The sequence below is a fragment of the Caulobacter hibisci genome (assembly GCF_016135805.1).
In the GTDB taxonomy this organism is placed as follows: domain Bacteria; phylum Pseudomonadota; class Alphaproteobacteria; order Caulobacterales; family Caulobacteraceae; genus Caulobacter; species Caulobacter hibisci.
Genome location: NZ_JADWOX010000018.1, coordinates 40,315 through 55,959 on the forward strand (window position 1 = coordinate 40,315; position 15,645 = coordinate 55,959).

The following is a 15,645-nucleotide window of genomic DNA, read 5'->3' on the forward strand; positions in this document are numbered from 1 at the left end:
GCCGCCCGGAGCGATCCGGGCGGCTTTTCCGCGTTCAGAGGCTATGGAAGCCTTAGAAGGTCCAGCGCGCGCCGGTCGAGAGCACGACGCCCGAACCGGTCGCCTCGCCCTTCAGCACGGTCGTGGTGGCCGCGGCGGTGCCGGCGTACGAGACGTCGGTGCGGGTGATCACGGCCTTGTCGAAGGCGATGTAGCTGGCGCCGATGTCGAGCGCCAGGTTCGGCTTGGCGGCCCAGGTGGCGCCGACGGCGTACAGCATGCGGTCGCCGTCCGGAACGCGGGCGGTGCGGCCGACTTCCGGCGTCGGGGTCGGGTCCTTCTGGACGCCGCCGCGCAGGGTCAGGCGCGGGGTCAGCTGGTGATCGACGCCGATCGCGATGGTCGTGATGTCCTTGTAGTCCTGGTCGATCACGGTGGTGCCGGCGGCGCGGGTGACGCGGATGGCGTCGAACTCGCTCCAGCCGATGCGGCTGACCGAGGCGTTCAGCGTGGTCTTCGGGGTCACGGCCCAGCGGGCGCCCAGGGTGGCCATCCACGGGGTGGTGATGGTGGCTTCACCGGCGTAGGTGCCGTTCTGGGCGGCCAGCAGGCTGCCCAGGCCCGAGATGCCGATCTCGCCCTTCAGGGTGTGTTCGATCTTCGAGCGGTAGCTGGCGCCGATCGACAGGGTCGAGACCGGGCGGTACTGGGCGCCGACGGTCCAGCCGTAGTCCCAGCCGTCGCCGGTCAGCGACTGGCGGCCGGTGTCGGCCAGCAGCGGCGAGATCTGCGGCAGGGCGTTGGTCAGGTTCGCATCGGCGTACTCGGCGCTGACGCCCACGCCCAGGTCGATCTGGTCGTTCAGGCGGTAGGCGACCGTGCCCTGGATGTCGATCGAGGTCAGGCGCGACTTCAGGGCGTCGTAGCGGGCGAAGTTGGTTTCGCCGTACTTGGTCGTGAAGTTGTAGGGGGCGGCGGTCGACAGGCCGACGACGATCTTGTCGTTCAGGCGCCAGGCACCGGCGAAGTTCGGCAGCAGGCCGTTGAGGATCGGGTTGCTCTCGCGGGTCTCGCCGCTGATGGCGGTGGTCGCCTGGCCCGGACGGGTTATGGTCGAACCGGTGTTCTTGACGTCCGAGTTCACGAGGATGGCGTGCAGGCCGCCATAGACCTCGGCGTGCTCGACGCTGGCGATGGCGGCGGGGTTCCACCACAGGCTGGCGGCGCCGGTGTCGGCGACTTCGCCCGAATAGGCGCGGCCCGAACCGCGGACCGATTGTTCCTGCAGGTAGAAGCCCGAGGCCGAGGCTTGCGAGGCGATGGCGAGGGCGGCGACGGCCGCGCTGGCGGCGAGGATCTTACGCGAGAGAGACATGACTGACGCACCTTCTAAGGGAGCTTGGGGAGGCTATTCGGTCCGCCAAACGCCTTGCAGCGCTGGAGGTTGCCGTCGGCTCTAACTGATCTTTTCAAAAACCGTTGCTATTTATTCGCTGTGGGGTGAATTTTGTTAATGGCGTCAAAGAAAGCGCGCCTTTTCGGCCTCACTCTATTCGTCGTTATGTCAGAAAGTCTGCCTTACGCTGGGTAAAGCCATGTATTCGCCAAAATCGCGAACGGCGCTCTTTTGACGTTTCTGTCAGCTTTGAAAAGCGAAGGGCGCGAGACCTGAAGTCCCGCGCCCGCGCTGTCGTGCTTTACCTGAGGTAAGGTGTTCAGCCGCCGCCCAGCTTTCGGAAGAACTTCTGGCCCTGTTCGCCGCCGTTGAAATAGGCCTGCTGGCCCGGCTCGGCGGTGATCTGTTCCCAGCTATCGCGGACTTCCTCGGCCGACAGGCCGCCTTCGCCCAGATAGACGCCTTCGGTCTCGAAGATCCGCGACAGGGCGAAGGCGCCGGCGCCGGCGGTCAGGATCGCGCCGGTCGGGGCGTCTTCCGACACCAGGTAGACGACGCCGGGCGTGACGTATTCCGGCTTCAGCTTTTCCAGCACTTCCGGCGGCATCAGGCCTTCGGTCATGCGGGTGGCGGCCACCGGGCTGATGGCGTTGATCTTGACGTTGTTCTTGGCGCCTTCGAGCTTCAGCGTGTTCATCAGGCCCAGCACCGCCATCTTGGCCGCGCCGTAGTTGGACTGGCCGAAGTTGCCGTACATGCCCGAGGACGAGGTGGTGACGACGATGCGGCCGTAGTTCTGGGCCTTCATGATGTCCCACACGGCCTTGATCGGCTTGAAGGTGCCGAAGACGTGGACCTGGATCACGGCCTCGAAGTCGGCCAGCTCCATCTTGGTCAGGGTGCGGTCGCGCAGGATGCCGGCGTTGGCGACCAGGATGTCGATCCGGCCCCACTTGTCGATCGTGGTCTTGACCAGGTCGGCGACGCCGGCGTCGTCGGTCACCGAGGCGCCGTGGGCGATCGCTTCGCCGCCGAAGGCCTCGATCTCGGCGACCACGGCCTTGGCCGCTTCGGACGAGCCGCCCGAGCCGTCGACGCTGCCGCCCAGGTCGTTGACCACCACCTTGGCGCCGCGACGGGCCAGTTCCAGCGCGTGCTGGCGGCCCAGGCCCCCGCCGGCGCCCGTGACGATCGCCACCTGACCGTCGAAGCGAATGTCGTCCGCCATGCCTGAAGTCTCCTCAAACGCGTGTTTGGTTTGACGCGTTTGTGCGGCGGCGGGGCAGGGGCGTCAAGGGCGCCCCTGCCTTGGGTCTTCGTCCTCAGCTCTTCTTGGGCTTGGTCAGGCCGCCGGCCACCGGGGCGGTCGGCTTGTCGCGTTTCACGCCGGCCTTCTTGCCCGGCTTCATGAACTTCACCAGCACGCGCTGGCCGACCAGCAGCGGGGCGCCGTCGGCGCTGACGACGACCTCGACGACGCGTTCGTCGCTGCGCTGGCTGGGATCGTCGGAGGCCAGCTTGCGGGCGCCGAAGACGGCGGCGCGGCGCAGGACCTTGCCGACATAGACCTTGTCGGGGTCGCTCTCGGGCTGGATCTCGACCTCCTGGCCGGTCTTCACGTTGGGCAGGTCGGCCTCGACGATCTCGGCGCGGACGATGCGCTGGGTGTCGGGCTCGAGGTCGAACATCGAGGTGACGTTCAGGGTCGAGGCGCCGGCGCCGGGATTGGCGTAGCGGCGGGCGATGCGGCCGTTGGCCGGCGCGCGGATCACCGTCAGTTCCTGGGTGAAGTTGGCCTGGCTGACCTGGGCGGTGGCGACGGCGATGGCGGCCTGCTGGGCGCCGATATTGGCCTGGGCCTGGGCGATCTGGTCGCTGGCCTGGTCGAGGCGCTGGGCGGCGACGAAGTTGGACGCCGACAGGTTCTGCAGGCGCTTGTACTCGCGCTGGGCGGTGCGCAGCTGCACCTGGTGCAGGGCCAGCTGGGCACGAGCGGAAGCGAGGTTGGCCGCGGCGGTCTGGGCGGCCAGGCGGGGCTCGTCGTCCTCCTGCTTGGCCAGCGGCTGGCCCGCGACGACGGCGTCGCCTTCCTGCACGAACACCTGGCGCACGATGCCCTGGCGGCGCGCGGCCACCTGGATCACGCCGCCCTCGATGTCGGCCTTGCCGTTGGCGATGGCCGCATAGGGGGAGGGCTCCTCCTGGGCGGCGGCGACCTCCAGCTTCTTCTTCTTCTCGGCGGCCTGGCCCTTCACGTAGAAGAAGCTGCCGCCGACCAGTCCGAGGACGACGATGACGATCCAGAAGGCCGGGCGGCGCAGAAACCTGGGCATTTGAACTTTCCCCGAAATATCAGTGGCTGAGCGGCGCGGGATTGGCTTCCGGCGTGCGGCGCACGTCGTCCAGGATCCGGCCGTCTTCGATGTGGATGACGCGGTCGGCATAGGCCTCGAGCCGCGGGTCGTGAGTCACGCAGATCACCGCCGCGCCGCGCTCGGTGGCGGCCGCGCGCAGCAGCTTGATCACCGTCTCGCCGCTCTTGCCGTCGAGGGCGGAGGTGGGTTCGTCGGCGAAGATCAGGTTGGGGTTCTTGGCCAGGGCGCGGGCGATGGCCACGCGCTGCTTCTCGCCGCCCGACAGTTCCGACGGACGCTGGTTGACGCGCGGGCCCAGGCCCACGGACTCCAGCGCCGCCTGGGCGCGCCGGGCCGCTTCGCCGGGGCCGACGTCCTGGTACTTCAGCACCGTCATCACCTGCTGCTTGGCGGTGAGGGCGGGGAAGAGGTTGAACCCCTGGAAGATGAAGCCGCAGTGATCGAGGCGGAAGCGATCGATCTTGCCCTTCGGCAGGGACCACAGGTCGTCGGCTTCCAGCGCCGCCACGTGGCCCTCGTCGGGCTTCAGCAGACCCGACAGCGCCGCCACCAGGGTGGACTTGCCCGAGCCCGACGGGCCCATGACCATGGTCACGTCGCCGTGGCGCGCGTCGAAATCGACCCCCTTGAGCACCTCGATGAAGGTGCGGCCGGTCTTGAACCGCTTGACGAGGCCCTTGGCGGACAGGGCGCTCTCGCCGCGCTTGTGGGCGTTGTTGTTTCCGCTCATCGCAGGAGATCCGCCGGCTGGCTGTTCTTGAGGACGCCGAGGGACAGGAAGCCCGACAGCATGGCGATGACGACGAGGAACACCGCCACGATCGCGATCAGCACGGGCGGGAAATACATCGGCACGCCGCCGGCGGTGGCCAGCAGGCTGACCAGCCAGGTCAGCAGGCCCGCGGCCAGCACGCCCACGATCCCGACCCAGAAGCTGAGCTCCATGACGATGTTGCGCAGGTCGCCCATCGAGACGCCCAGGGCCCGCAGGGAGGCGAACTCCTTGATGTTGGCCATGATCGCGCCGCGCAGGGTCTGCCAGGTGATGGCCACGCCGATCAGCAGGCCGAGGAAGGCCGAGAAGCCCAGCATGATGCCGATGATCTGGTCTTCCAGCATGGCGCCGGAATTGGCGTCGGCCAGTTCCTGGCGGGTCCAGGCGCGGAACTTGCCGTCGGCCTTCTTGTTCAGCTGGGCGGCGACGATCTCGGCGCGGGCGGGGTCACGGATCGACACCATCAGGGGGCCGACGCGCTGGCCGGTATCGGCCTCGCCGAGCATCCGCAGGGTGTCGCGCGACATCACCAGGGTGGGCTGGATGATGTTGGGATAGCCGGTGGTGACCACGCCGATGGTGATGGTCTTGCCATTGTAGATGGCCTTGTCGCCCTTCTTGACGCCCAGGCGCTTGAGGGCGGTCTGATCGATGGCCACCGAATAGGGGCGGCGCAGGGCCTCGATCATGTCGTTGCTGTAGTCGGTGGGCACGGTCACGTAGCCGGGGATGGCGTCGATGACGGTGACGTTGACGAACTCGGTCTTGCGGCCGCCGCCGCCCTTCTCGCCGCGCTTGGCCCGGGCCTCGGCCTTGGCCTGCTGTTCGGGCGACAGGATGTTCTGGAAACGGCCGCCCGAGCCGTCGAGCGGGGCGACCTGGATCACTTCGGGGTGGCTGTAGACCAGCGGGATCATCCGGCGGGGCAGGCCCGAGGGGCCGCCGAACAGCGCCTTGGCGCCGGGGCCCAGCACCATGATGTCGGCGCGGGCGCGGTCGATCTGGGCAGTGAAGCCCTTGCCGATGCCGACGAACATGCCGACTTGCGCCAGCACCAGCAGGCCCGAAAAGGCCAGGGCGACGACGGCCGCCATGTATCGACGCCACTCATATAGCAGGGTGGCCAAAGCCAACGACATTACGAACCGCTCCCCCAATTCACGGTTGTAGAAGAACAATGGGATCGGCTTTCGGCCAAGTTAAATCGGGGTAAGCTAAGTCCCTTCGACGGAACGGCCTCCGCGAGCATGTTTTTTGCGCCTGCAAGGCAAGACGGGAAACAAGGCTGGCGGCGGCGGTTCGGCTTGTCTAAGAAGTGTTATATTATACGCAGCTGCGCGCGACGCCGCGCCAAGGACGCTTGATGAAGACTCTCGCTCGCTCGACCCTGGCCGCCTCGGCCCTGGTGCTCTCGTTCGCGGCCGCCGGCGCGGCCCAGGCCGATGAAGGCATGTGGACCTTCGACAATTTCCCCTCGGCCAAGGTCAAGCAGACCTACGGCGTCGACATCGACCAGAAGTGGCTCGACACGGTGCGCGCCTCGGCCGTGCGCCTGACCACGGGCTGTTCGGCCTCGGTGGTCTCGGGCCAGGGTCTGGTCCTGACCAACAACCACTGCGTGGCCGACTGTACCCAGGCGCTGTCGAGCGAGGGCAAGGACTACGTCAAGGACGGCTTCCTGACCGGCGCGCGGGAAGAGGAACTGAAGTGCGCGGGCATGCAGGCCGAGGTGCTGCTGTCGATCCTCGACGTCACAGACCAGGTCAAGGCGGCCGGCGCGGGCAAGACCGGCCAGGACTTCGTCAAGGCGCGCGACGCGGCCTTCGCCACGGCCGAGCTGGCCGCCTGCGGCCAGGACAAGACCCTGCGCTGCCAGACCATCAGCTTCTACCGCGGCGGCCAGTACAAGGTGTACAAGTACCGCCGCTACGCCGACGTACGCCTGGTGTTCGCGCCGGAATACGCCACGGCCTTCTTCGGCGGCGACCCGGACAACTTCAACTTCCCGCGCTTCAACCTCGATAGCGCCTTCCTGCGCCTGTACGAGGACGGCAAGCCGGCCGTGACCCCCAGCCACCTGGCCTGGCGCGCCACCGCACCGGTGGAAGGCGAGCCGACCTTCGTGGCCGGCAATCCAGGCACCACTCAGCGCCAGCTGACCGTTTCGCAGCTGGAGACCAACCGCGACCTGATCATCCCGATCGGCCAGCTGCAGCGCTCGGAGATGCGCGGCCGCCTGATCCAGTTCGGCGAGCAGAACGAAGAGAACAAGCGCATCGCCAACCAGCCGCTGGCTGGGGTGGAGAACAGCTACAAGGTGTTCTTCGGCCAGCAGTTCGTGCTCAGCGACAAGAAGTTCATGGACGCCAAGCGCGCCGCCGAGACCGACCTGAGGACGAAGGTCGCCGCCGATCCGAAGCTGGCCGCCGAGATCGGCGACCCGTGGAGCGAGATCGACAAGGCCCAGGCCGCCGTGGCCGACCAGTTCGTGCCGATGCGTCAGCTCGAAACCTCGGCCGGCGGCGGCTCGGACCTCTATGGCTACGCCCGCACCCTTGTGCGCGGCGCCCAGGAGCGCGCCAAGCCCTCGGCCGAGCGCCTGCCCGAATATGGCGACACCCGCCTGCCGCTGGCCGAGAAGCGGCTGCTGGACAAGCGGCCGGTCGATGCGCCGCTGGAGCAGCTCTATCTCGAGCACTGGCTGCTGAAGACCCGCGAGTACCTGACCGCCGATGCCCCGGCCGTGAAGCTGCTGCTGGGCAAGGAAAGCCCCGAGGGCCTGTCGGCCCGCCTGGTCGCCGGCAGCAAGCTGGCCGATCCTGCCGTGCGCAAGGCGCTGTGGGACGGGGGTCTGGCCGCCGTCCAGGCCTCGGACGACCCGATGATCCAGTTCGTGCTGAAGACCGAAGGGCTGGGCCGCGAGGTGCGCAAGACCTACGAGGCCAGCGTCACCGCTCCGACCGACGCCGCCGCCGAGCGCATCGCCAAGGCCCGCTTCGCGGTGCTGGGCGACAGCGTCTATCCGGACGCGACCTTCTCCCTGCGCCTGTCGTACGGCAAGGTCGCCGGCTGGACCCATCGCGGCCGCACGATCACCCCGTTCACCGACTTCGCCGGCTTCTACGACCGCGTCACCGGCGCCGAGCCCTTCCAGGCCGCCCCGCGCTGGATCGCCGCCAAGGACAAGCTGAACCCCAAGACGGTCTACGACTACGTCACCACCAACGACATCATCGGCGGCAACTCGGGCTCGCCGGTGATCGACGCCAAGGGCCGGGTGATCGGCGCGGCCTTCGACGGCAACATCCACTCTCTGGGCGGCGCCTTCGGCTATGACGGTTCGATCAACCGCACCGTGGTGGTCTCGACGGCGGCGATCACCGAGGCCCTGACCAAGGTCTACGGCCGCGAGGCGCTGGTGAAGGAGCTGGTGTCGGGGAAGTAGGTCCTCATCCCTCTCCCCCTGCGGGAGAGGGTGCCCTCCCGGAGGGAGGTCGGGGTCTCTCAGACGTCGAACGCCGCGCCAGCCGATCCGCTGTCGCGGCGTTTTGCGTTTGTGCGACCCCTCATCCGTCGGCTGCCGCCGACACCTTCTCCCGCAGGGGGAGAAGGATTGGCCTGTGCACATTTCACCACTGCAACACGCTGAAATGTGGAATGTTTTTCGCTGGGACCGGAGCGCGCCTCGGGCAAGGGCGCGTGTTTTCCGCGCTTCGTGCGCGTCCACCGGCACCAGGAGAAATCGCCTTGAGCGTTTCCAGCCTGAGCAGTTCCTCGATCATGCAGCAGTTGCTGCAGTCGATGCGCAGCTCCTCAACGACGTCCGCGGCCAGCGCGGCGTCGACCACCAGCAGCACGTCCAGCAGCGCGTCCACTGGGCAAGAACTGCAGGTCGGCAGCGGTTCACCCCCGCCGCCGCCCCCGCCGCCCATGAGCTCGCAAGGCTCGAGCGGCGAAAGTTTCAGCTCCGAAACCCTCGGCTCGCTGCTTTCCATGCAGGAAGGCGGCATGAGCCAGATGGGCGGGATGCAGGGCATGGGCGGCCCGGGCCAGGGGGGCTTTGAGTCCCTCGACACCGACGCCGACGGAACCCTGTCGACCGACGAGCTGACCACGGCCCTCAGCAGCGCGCTGGGCGAGTCGGACGACGTCTCGTCGGCCGTCGAAAGCCTGATCTCCGACGGCGACACCGACGGCGACGGCAGCCTGTCGGGCGACGAGTTCGCGGCCCTGGCCCAAGCCTCGGGCGGCCCTGGCGGCATGGGCGGTCCGCCACCCGGACCGCCGCCGTCTGAAAGCGCGAGCAGTGAAAGTGGCGGCGGTGGCGGTGGGGCCGGCGGCGCTGGCGGCGCTTCCAGCTCCAGCGAGGTGTTCGACAGCCTCGACACCAACGAGGACGGCACCGTTTCGGCCGCCGAACTGGCCGCCGCCTATACCGACAGCACCGACAGCACCGATGCGACCTCGGCCGCCTCCTCGCTGATCTCGTCGGCCGACACGAACGGCGACGGCGGCCTGTCCGGCGACGAGTTCGCCTCGCTGCTGAAGCAGGCCTCCGACACCACCGACACCACCTCGACCCTCGCCAGCACGCTGTCGAGTTCGAGCCTGGCGTCGGACATGATGCAGAAGCTGCTGCAGCAGCTGGCCGACGCCGCGACGAGCAGCACGGCCAGCAGCGACAGCTCCAGCACGACCCAGTCGGTCAGCATCGCCGCTTAAGGCCGAGCTTTCCGATCCAGACGGCGCACGGCCGCGGGGACTCTCCCTCCGCGGCCGTGTTCGCGTCTTGACCAGCCCGTCGCCCGCCCAGCAGGCGCCGGCGCTCGCCACGCCAAAGGTTAAGCAAGCCGCTTGCGCCGGGCGCGCTTGTGTTGGACAAACTGGCCCCTTGGCCGGCGTCGCGGGGGCGTCGCTTCATACTTAAGGTTCCGCCGTCTTGCTTTTCCGTCCCGAGAACGTTCAGGCCCTCGCCGGCCTGGCGCTCACCCTCGGCCTTTGCTGGCTCGTCTCCGAAAACCGCAAGCGCTTCCCATGGGTGCTGGCCATCGGCGCCCTGATCATCCAGGTCGGCCTGGTCGTCCTGCTGTTCGGCCTGCCGCAGGCCCAGCAGATGCTGCGCGGCGTCAACGGCGCGGTCGAGGGCCTCGGCGCCTCCACCCAGGCCGGCACCGCCTTCGTGTTCGGCTTCCTGGCCGGCGGCGACCAGCCCTATCCGGTCAGCAATCCGGGTGCGGGCTTCATCTTCGCCTTCCGCGTCATGCCGGTGATCCTGGTGGTCTGCGCCCTGTCGGCGCTGCTGTGGCACTGGAAAATCCTGAAGTGGGCCGCCCAAGGCTTCGGCTTCGTGTTCCAGAAGACCCTGGGCCTGCGCGGGCCGCCGGCCCTGGCCACCGCCGCCACCATCTTCATGGGCCAGATCGAAGGCCCGATCTTCATCCGCGCCTATCTCGACAAGCTGAGCCGCTCGGAACTGTTCATGCTGATCACGGTCGGCATGGCCTGCGTGTCCGGCTCGACCATGGTCGCCTACGCCACCATCCTGGCCGACGTGCTGCCCAACGCCGCGGCCCACGTGCTGACCGCCTCAATCATCTCGGCCCCGGCCGGCGTGCTGCTGGCCCGCATCGTCGTGCCGTCGGATCCGCTGGAAAAGGGCGGCGACCTGGACCTGGCCGCCGAGGACAAGACCTACGGCAGCGCCATCGACGCCGTCATGAAGGGCACCACCGACGGCCTGCAGATCGCGCTGAACGTCGGCGCGACCCTGATCGTCTTCGTGGCCCTGGCCACCATGCTCGACAAGTTCCTGGCCCTGCTGCCGGCCGTCGGCGGCGAGCCGCTGAGCCTGACACGCGGCCTGGGCGTGGTGTTCTCGCCCCTGGCCTGGTCGATGGGCATCCCCTGGAAGGAAGCCGGCAGCGCCGGCGGCCTGCTGGGCACCAAGCTGATCCTCACCGAGTTCACCGCCTTCATCCAGATGGCCAAGACCGGCGCGTCGACGCTCGACGAGCGCTCGCGGATGATCATGACCTATGCCCTGTGTGGCTTCGCCAACATCGGCTCGGTCGGCATGAACGTCGCCGGCTTCTCGGTGCTGGTGCCCCAGCGCCGCCAGGAAGTGCTGAGCCTGGTGTGGAAGGCCATGCTGGCCGGCTTCCTGGCCACCTGCCTGACCGGTTCGCTGATCGGCCTGATGCCCCGGGCGCTGTTCGGGCTTTGACCGATCTATAGTTGCTCAGTCTCCTCCCTTCCCCCTTGATGGGGGAAGGGCCGGGGATGGGGGTGGCTGCGGCGTGTCCGAACGAGAACCAAGGCCGACACATGCGCCTGGCGCCGTCGGCCGAGCCCGCCGTCTTCGGCGGGAGATGACCGCCAGCGAGCGGAACCTCTGGAAAGCGCTTAGAGCGCTCGACCTCCATATCCGGCGCCAGGCGCCGATCGGCCGCTACGTCGCCGACTTCGTGCATCATCCGTCGCGGCTCGTGATCGAGGTCGACGGTGGGCGGCACGACCTTTCCGAAGAACAGCTGCATGACGCCGAGCGGGACGCCTGGCTGGCGAGCCAGGGCTATCGCGTGCTGCGGGTGCGGGATGTCGAGGCGTTCGGAAATCCCGAGGAGATCGCCGAGCGCGTCGCGGCGGAGATCCGGCGCTTTGTCGTCTGACGCCGTAACCACCCCCATCCCAACCCTTCCCCCATCAAGGGGGAAGGGCTCTTATGGCGACGGGAGGACTATCAGAATGAAGCTCTACGACAGCCGTCGTGCGCCCAATCCGCGCCGGGTGCGGTGGTTCATGGCCGAGAAGGGGATCGAGGACGTCGAGATCGTCGAGATCGACATCTTCGCCGGCCAGCACCGCGCGCCCGACTACCTGGCCAAGGCTGGCCTGCCCAACGTGCCCGCCCTGGAGATCGACGAGACGACCACGATCACCGAGTCGGTGGCCATCTGCCGCTACCTGGAAAGCGCCTATCCCGAGCCCAACCTGTTCGGCGCCGATCCGCGCGAGGTCGCGGTGATCGAGATGTGGGCGCGGCGGGCCGAGATGCTGGTGGCCACGCCGCTGATGCTGACCGTGCGCCACAGCCATCCGGCCCTGGCGGCGATCGAGACCCAGGTCCCCGAAGTCGCCGCCAACAACCGCGCCGCCGCCGAGAAGGGCATCCGGGTGCTCGACAGGCGTCTGGCCGAAAGCCCGTTCATCGCCGGCGACCGGGTGACCATCGCCGACATCCTGGCCGTGACGGGAATCGACTTCGCGCGGATGGCTCGGTTTCGGCCCGATCCGGAGCTGGCGCACGTGAAGCGCTGGCTGGAGGCGATGATGGCGCGGCCGGCGGCGAAGGCGGGGGTGTAGAGTGTTGGGGTTGCGGCCGCGATCCCCTCTCTCTTAGAGAGAGGGAGGGGCCCGCGCCGAAGGCGTGGGAGGGTGAGTGGTTACGGCCTCACCGATCGGAGCGCGGCCAGGATATCGGCGGCGGTTCCGCCGGGGTCCGCCAAGACCCGTTCATTGAGGAATCTGAGAACCACGTACCCAATCCGCTTCAACGTGTCGGTGCGATGATCGTCATAGACTTCACGACCGTCATGAGCCGCGCCGTCGAGCTCCACGATGAGCTTGCCCGCCTCGCAGACGAAGTCCGTGAAATAGCGGCCGATCGCGATCTGCCGCATGAAACTTGAAGCCGGCGAGGCGGCGGTTGCGGACGAGCGCCCACAGCGTCTTCTCCGCCAAGGTCTGGCTTTGGCGAAGGCGGCGGGCGTAGCGGTCCTGTCCATGCGCAAAGTCAGGCGGGGCGGTGCGGTGTTTTCAATCAGAGGAATTGGGATTTTCCTGTAGGCGGCGAAACCACTCACCCTCCCACCGCTTCGCGGCGGGCCCCTCCCTCTCTCTAAGAGAGAGGGGGAAGAGAATCCGGCTGCGCTTGGCTCCCGCGATCCATCCGGCATAACCTCGTTCCATGGCCATCTCGCTGTTCACCCATGCCGACATGCTCGACCACCGGCCAGGGCCCGGTCACGTGGAGAGCCCGGCGCGGCTGAGGGCGGTGATCGACGCGCTGGAGGACGACGCCAATCTCGACTTGGAGCCGTTCGAGGCGCCGCTGGTCGATCCGGCCGACCTGCTGCGGATCCATCCGGCCGCCTTCGTCGATTCGATCTTCGCCGCCGCGCCGCATGCTGGGATCCATGCGCTGGACCCCGATACGGTGATGTCCACGGGCAGCCTGATCGCCGCGCGGCGGGCGGCCGGGGCGGTGGCGGCGGCCGTGCGTCATGTGGCGAGCGGGGAGGGGAGCCGGGCCTTCTGCGCCGTGCGGCCGCCTGGCCACCATGCCGAGCCGGCCACGCCCATGGGCTTTTGCGTGTTCTCCAACGTGGCGATCGCCGCCAGGGTCGCCCAGGCCAGCGGCCTGCGGCGCGTGGCCATCGTCGATTTCGACGTCCACCACGGCAACGGCAGCCAGGCGGCGTTCGAGCACGACCCGACGGTGATGGTCGCCTCGATCCACCAGTCGCCGCTCTACCCCGGCACCGGCGACCCGTCGGAGAAGGGCCTGGGCAACATCGTCAACGCCACGGTGGCGCCCGGCGCGACCAGCGAATCCTGGCGCGGGGCGTTCGAGGGGCTGATGGGACGGGTCGACGCCTTCGCCCCCGACCTGATCTTGGTCTCGGCCGGGTTCGACGCCCATGCCCGCGATCCCCTGGCGCAGCAAAGCCTTGAAGTCGAGGACTTCGCCTGGGCGACGCGGGCGATCGTGACGGTCGCCGACCATCGATCCAGAGGGCGTATTGTCTCCTCGCTCGAGGGCGGGTACGACCTCGAAGCGCTCGGCCGTTCGGCCCAGGCGCATGTTCGAGCACTTCAGGAAGGATAGGGACCCGGCGCCGCGCCCAGCGCGAGCCGGACCGTCGAGGAAAATGGCCGACGCACCGACCGCCGACCAGACCGCCTCGCCCGTGGTCCGCCCGCCCGGGACGATCGTCCTGGCTCGCCACGGCGAGCCCGCCCTGTCGCGCAAGGTGCATTTCAGCGCCAAGGCCTATGGCGACTGGTGGGCCCTGTACGAGGAAGGCGGCCTGCTGGCCGGCCAGACCCCGCCGGATGGCCTGCTGGAGATCGCCCGCAAGGCCGACGTCATCATCTCCTCGACCCGCCGCCGCTCGATCGAGACCGCCCAGGCCATCGCCGGCGGCCGCGACTTTCCCCGCGACCCGATGTTCATCGAGGCCCCGCTGCCGCCGCCGCCCTGGCCCAGCTGGATCAAGCTGTCGCCCAAGAAGTGGGGTTTCTTCTCGCGCTTCTGGTGGTGGTTCTTCGACCATCATATGGGCCAGGAAAACCGCAAGCAGGCCGAGGTGCGCGCCGACGCGGCCGCCGACGCCCTGATCGCCCTGTCGCAGGACGGGAAGAACGTGCTGCTGGTGGCCCACGGCTTTTTCAACACCATGATCGGCGTGGCCTTGCAGAAGCGCGGGCTGAAGAAGACCCTCGACCAGGGCTTCCAGTACTGGTGCGTCAAGCGCTTCGAGCGCGCCTGAAGCCTCACAGCCGTTGCCCGCGGGCCGCCCACTGACTAGGGTGCCCGCTTCTCCCTGGAGTAGAAATGACCGACGCCGCTTCCCCTGTGCATGATCTCTCGGCCCTGAGCTTCGAGCAGGCCCTGGCCGAGCTCGAGAAGATCGTGTCCGAGCTGGAATCGGGCCAGGCGCCGCTGGAGCGGTCGATCGACATCTACGAGCGCGGCGCGGCCCTGAAGGCCCACTGCGAGAAGAAGCTGGAAGCCGCGCGCCTGAAGGTCGAGAAGATCGTGCTTGGACAAGGCGGCGCCGCGGGCGTCGAGCCGGCCGAGTTCTCCTGATGGGGCAGGCCTCGCCGAAGATCGCGCCGACGATCGCGTTCGAGGATTTCGAGCGCGTGGATATCCGCGTAGGGACGATCACCGCGGCCGAGGCCTTTCCCGAAGCCCGCAAGCCAGCCTACAAGCTGACGATCGATTTTGGACCGGCGATCGGCGTCAAGCGCTCGTCGGCCCAGGTGACCCGCCACTATGCGATCGACCAGCTGGTCGGGCGTCGCGTGGCGGCGGTGGTGAACTTCAAGCCGCGCCAGATCGGCCCGTTCATGTCGGAGGTCCTTTGCCTGGGCTTTCCCGACGACGAGGGCGAGGTCGTCCTCGTGACGGTCGATCGGCCGGCGCCGAACGGGGGAAAGCTGTTTTGAGCGACCTTGGCAAGCGCATCGCCCAGGCGGCCGATATCGTCACCGTGGCGCTCGACGAGCTGCTGCCGCGCGCCGACGGGCCCGAAAGCCGGCTGACCGAGGCCATGCGCTACGCGGCGCTCGGTCCCGGCAAGCGCCTGCGGCCGTTCTTCGCGCTGGAAACGGGCAAGATGTTCGACCTGCCCGAGCGGCCGGTGCTGCGCGCGGCCTGCGCGCTGGAGTGCATCCACGCCTATAGCCTGGTGCACGACGACCTGCCGGCCATGGACGACGACGACATGCGCCGCGGCCGACCGACCGTGCACATCCAATATGACGAGGCGACCGCGATCCTGGCCGGCGACAGCCTGCAGACCGCCGCCTTCGAGATCATGGCCCACCCCGACACCCACGACGACGGCCATATCCGTTCGGAGCTGGTGCGCAAGCTGGCCATAGCCTCGGGCGCCAAGGGCATGGCCGGCGGCCAGATGATCGACCTGCTGGGCGTTCGCGACGACCTGGGGGCGGTAGCCCGCATGCAGCGCCTGAAGACCGGCGCCCTGATCGCCTTCGCCTTCGAAATTCCGCTGATCATCGCCCGGGCCAAACCCGAGGAGCGCGCGGCGCTGATGGGCTTTGCCCAGGACCTGGGCCTGGCCTACCAGATCGTCGACGACATTCTCGACGCCGAGGGCGACGAAGCCTTGCTGGGCAAGGCCGCCGGCGGCAAGGACGCCGTCAAGGGCAAGGCCAACTACGTGACCCTTCTGGGTCTGCAAGCCGCCAAGGAACGGGTCGAGTTGCTCTCGACGCAGACCAAGGCTCACCTCGATATCTTTGGCGACAGAGCCGACCATCTTCGCGAAAGCGTTGATTTCGTGCTGGACCGCCGCAACTGACCGCGC

Annotated in this window: 16 protein-coding genes and 1 pseudogene; 10 read left to right on the forward strand and 7 right to left on the reverse strand. The window is 68.2% G+C overall.

Annotation, left to right across the window (positions count from 1 at the left end):
- Positions 1 to 52: 52 nt before the first annotated feature.
- From I4Q42_RS20545 to I4Q42_RS20565, 5 genes are all read right to left on the reverse strand, one after another.
- The gene (locus I4Q42_RS20545) at positions 53 to 1,354 is read right to left on the reverse strand and encodes an outer membrane protein transport protein (protein ID WP_198577958.1); all 1,302 of its coding nucleotides are present in this window, start codon (positions 1,352 to 1,354) and stop codon (positions 53 to 55) included.
- A gap of 340 nt (positions 1,355 to 1,694) precedes the next feature.
- On the reverse strand, positions 1,695 to 2,603 hold the full coding sequence (locus I4Q42_RS20550) for an SDR family NAD(P)-dependent oxidoreductase (protein ID WP_198577959.1): 909 nt from the start codon (positions 2,601 to 2,603) through the stop codon (positions 1,695 to 1,697).
- Positions 2,604 to 2,697: 94 nt separating this feature from the next.
- A complete protein-coding gene (locus tag I4Q42_RS20555) occupies positions 2,698 to 3,708 on the reverse strand; it encodes an HlyD family secretion protein (protein WP_198577960.1) in 1,011 nt (336 codons plus the stop codon).
- 19 nt (positions 3,709 to 3,727) lie between these two features.
- Positions 3,728 to 4,480, reverse strand: coding sequence for an ABC transporter ATP-binding protein (locus tag I4Q42_RS20560; RefSeq protein WP_198577961.1), 753 nt, complete (start codon positions 4,478 to 4,480; stop codon positions 3,728 to 3,730).
- Complete coding sequence (locus I4Q42_RS20565; protein ID WP_198577962.1) at positions 4,477 to 5,664, reverse strand: ABC transporter permease; 1,188 nt, start codon at positions 5,662 to 5,664, stop codon at positions 4,477 to 4,479. The genes I4Q42_RS20560 and I4Q42_RS20565 overlap by 4 nt, the downstream gene beginning before the upstream one ends.
- Before the next feature lie 224 nt (positions 5,665 to 5,888).
- Here I4Q42_RS20565 and I4Q42_RS20570 point away from each other — a divergent pair, with 224 nt between their 5' ends.
- Positions 5,889 to 7,970, forward strand: a complete 2,082-nt coding sequence (locus I4Q42_RS20570; protein ID WP_232793321.1) for a S46 family peptidase — start codon at positions 5,889 to 5,891, stop codon at positions 7,968 to 7,970.
- Positions 7,971 to 8,154: 184 nt separating this feature from the next.
- Here the strand turns inward: I4Q42_RS20570 and I4Q42_RS20575 are convergent, their stop codons facing one another.
- Positions 8,155 to 8,400 carry a hypothetical protein gene (locus tag I4Q42_RS20575; protein ID WP_198577963.1) on the reverse strand — a complete coding sequence of 82 codons (246 nt, stop codon included), beginning with the start codon at positions 8,398 to 8,400 and terminating at the stop codon, positions 8,155 to 8,157.
- A 133-nt stretch (positions 8,401 to 8,533) separates the two neighbouring features.
- Between I4Q42_RS20575 and I4Q42_RS20580 the strand changes: the two genes are divergently transcribed.
- The 4 genes from I4Q42_RS20580 (at position 8,534) to I4Q42_RS20595 (ending at position 11,887) form a co-directional block, all read left to right on the forward strand.
- Positions 8,534 to 9,247, forward strand: a complete 714-nt coding sequence (locus I4Q42_RS20580) for an EF-hand domain-containing protein (RefSeq protein ID WP_198577964.1) — start codon at positions 8,534 to 8,536, stop codon at positions 9,245 to 9,247.
- 217 nt (positions 9,248 to 9,464) lie between these two features.
- Entirely contained in the window at positions 9,465 to 10,748 is a 1,284-nt protein-coding gene (locus I4Q42_RS20585) for a NupC/NupG family nucleoside CNT transporter (RefSeq protein WP_198577965.1), read from the forward strand.
- Positions 10,749 to 10,821: 73 nt separating this feature from the next.
- Entirely contained in the window at positions 10,822 to 11,193 is a 372-nt protein-coding gene (locus tag I4Q42_RS20590) for an endonuclease domain-containing protein (protein WP_332873123.1), read from the forward strand.
- A 76-nt stretch (positions 11,194 to 11,269) separates the two neighbouring features.
- A complete protein-coding gene (locus tag I4Q42_RS20595) occupies positions 11,270 to 11,887 on the forward strand; it encodes a glutathione S-transferase family protein (protein ID WP_198577967.1) in 618 nt (205 codons plus the stop codon).
- Between the two features lie 80 nt (positions 11,888 to 11,967).
- Here I4Q42_RS20595 and I4Q42_RS20600 read toward each other — a convergent pair.
- Positions 11,968 to 12,309, reverse strand: a pseudogene (locus I4Q42_RS20600) (endonuclease domain-containing protein).
- Between the two features lie 182 nt (positions 12,310 to 12,491).
- Between I4Q42_RS20600 and I4Q42_RS20605 the strand changes: the two are divergent.
- The 5 genes from I4Q42_RS20605 (at position 12,492) to I4Q42_RS20625 (ending at position 15,639) form a co-directional block, all read left to right on the forward strand.
- Positions 12,492 to 13,412 carry a histone deacetylase family protein gene (locus tag I4Q42_RS20605; RefSeq protein ID WP_198577968.1) on the forward strand — a complete coding sequence of 307 codons (921 nt, stop codon included), beginning with the start codon at positions 12,492 to 12,494 and terminating at the stop codon, positions 13,410 to 13,412.
- Between the two features lie 43 nt (positions 13,413 to 13,455).
- Positions 13,456 to 14,076, forward strand: coding sequence for a phosphoglycerate mutase family protein (locus tag I4Q42_RS20610; RefSeq protein WP_198577969.1), 621 nt, complete (start codon positions 13,456 to 13,458; stop codon positions 14,074 to 14,076).
- 65 nt (positions 14,077 to 14,141) lie between these two features.
- The gene (locus I4Q42_RS20615) at positions 14,142 to 14,396 is read left to right on the forward strand and encodes an exodeoxyribonuclease VII small subunit (protein ID WP_058349196.1); all 255 of its coding nucleotides are present in this window, start codon (positions 14,142 to 14,144) and stop codon (positions 14,394 to 14,396) included.
- On the forward strand, positions 14,396 to 14,758 hold the full coding sequence (locus I4Q42_RS20620; RefSeq protein ID WP_198577970.1) for a tRNA-binding protein: 363 nt from the start codon (positions 14,396 to 14,398) through the stop codon (positions 14,756 to 14,758). Before I4Q42_RS20615 ends, I4Q42_RS20620 begins: the two co-directional genes overlap by 1 nt.
- Positions 14,755 to 15,639, forward strand: a complete 885-nt coding sequence (locus tag I4Q42_RS20625) for a polyprenyl synthetase family protein (RefSeq protein WP_198577971.1) — start codon at positions 14,755 to 14,757, stop codon at positions 15,637 to 15,639. Before I4Q42_RS20620 ends, I4Q42_RS20625 begins: the two co-directional genes overlap by 4 nt.
- The last annotated feature ends 6 nt before the right edge of the window (positions 15,640 to 15,645 follow it).

What these genes read in the sequence shown, in the direction of transcription:
- I4Q42_RS20550 (WP_198577959.1), bottom strand. Translation starts at nt 2,603, where the DNA reads ATGGCGGACGACATTCGCTTCGACGGTCAGGTGGCGATCGTCACGGGC.
- I4Q42_RS20560 (WP_198577961.1), bottom strand. Translation starts at nt 4,480, where the DNA reads ATGAGCGGAAACAACAACGCCCACAAGCGCGGCGAGAGCGCCCTGTCC.
- I4Q42_RS20595 (WP_198577967.1), top strand. Translation starts at nt 11,270, where the DNA reads ATGAAGCTCTACGACAGCCGTCGTGCGCCCAATCCGCGCCGGGTGCGG.
- I4Q42_RS20605 (WP_198577968.1), top strand. Translation starts at nt 12,492, where the DNA reads ATGGCCATCTCGCTGTTCACCCATGCCGACATGCTCGACCACCGGCCA.
- I4Q42_RS20565 (WP_198577962.1), bottom strand. Translation starts at nt 5,664, where the DNA reads ATGTCGTTGGCTTTGGCCACCCTGCTATATGAGTGGCGTCGATACATG.
- I4Q42_RS20580 (WP_198577964.1), top strand. Translation starts at nt 8,534, where the DNA reads ATGAGCCAGATGGGCGGGATGCAGGGCATGGGCGGCCCGGGCCAGGGG.
- I4Q42_RS20545 (WP_198577958.1), bottom strand. Translation starts at nt 1,354, where the DNA reads ATGTCTCTCTCGCGTAAGATCCTCGCCGCCAGCGCGGCCGTCGCCGCC.
- I4Q42_RS20615 (WP_058349196.1), top strand. Translation starts at nt 14,142, where the DNA reads ATGACCGACGCCGCTTCCCCTGTGCATGATCTCTCGGCCCTGAGCTTC.
- I4Q42_RS20610 (WP_198577969.1), top strand. Translation starts at nt 13,456, where the DNA reads ATGGCCGACGCACCGACCGCCGACCAGACCGCCTCGCCCGTGGTCCGC.
- I4Q42_RS20620 (WP_198577970.1), top strand. Translation starts at nt 14,396, where the DNA reads ATGGGGCAGGCCTCGCCGAAGATCGCGCCGACGATCGCGTTCGAGGAT.
- I4Q42_RS20555 (WP_198577960.1), bottom strand. Translation starts at nt 3,708, where the DNA reads ATGCCCAGGTTTCTGCGCCGCCCGGCCTTCTGGATCGTCATCGTCGTC.
- I4Q42_RS20570 (WP_232793321.1), top strand. Translation starts at nt 5,889, where the DNA reads ATGAAGACTCTCGCTCGCTCGACCCTGGCCGCCTCGGCCCTGGTGCTC.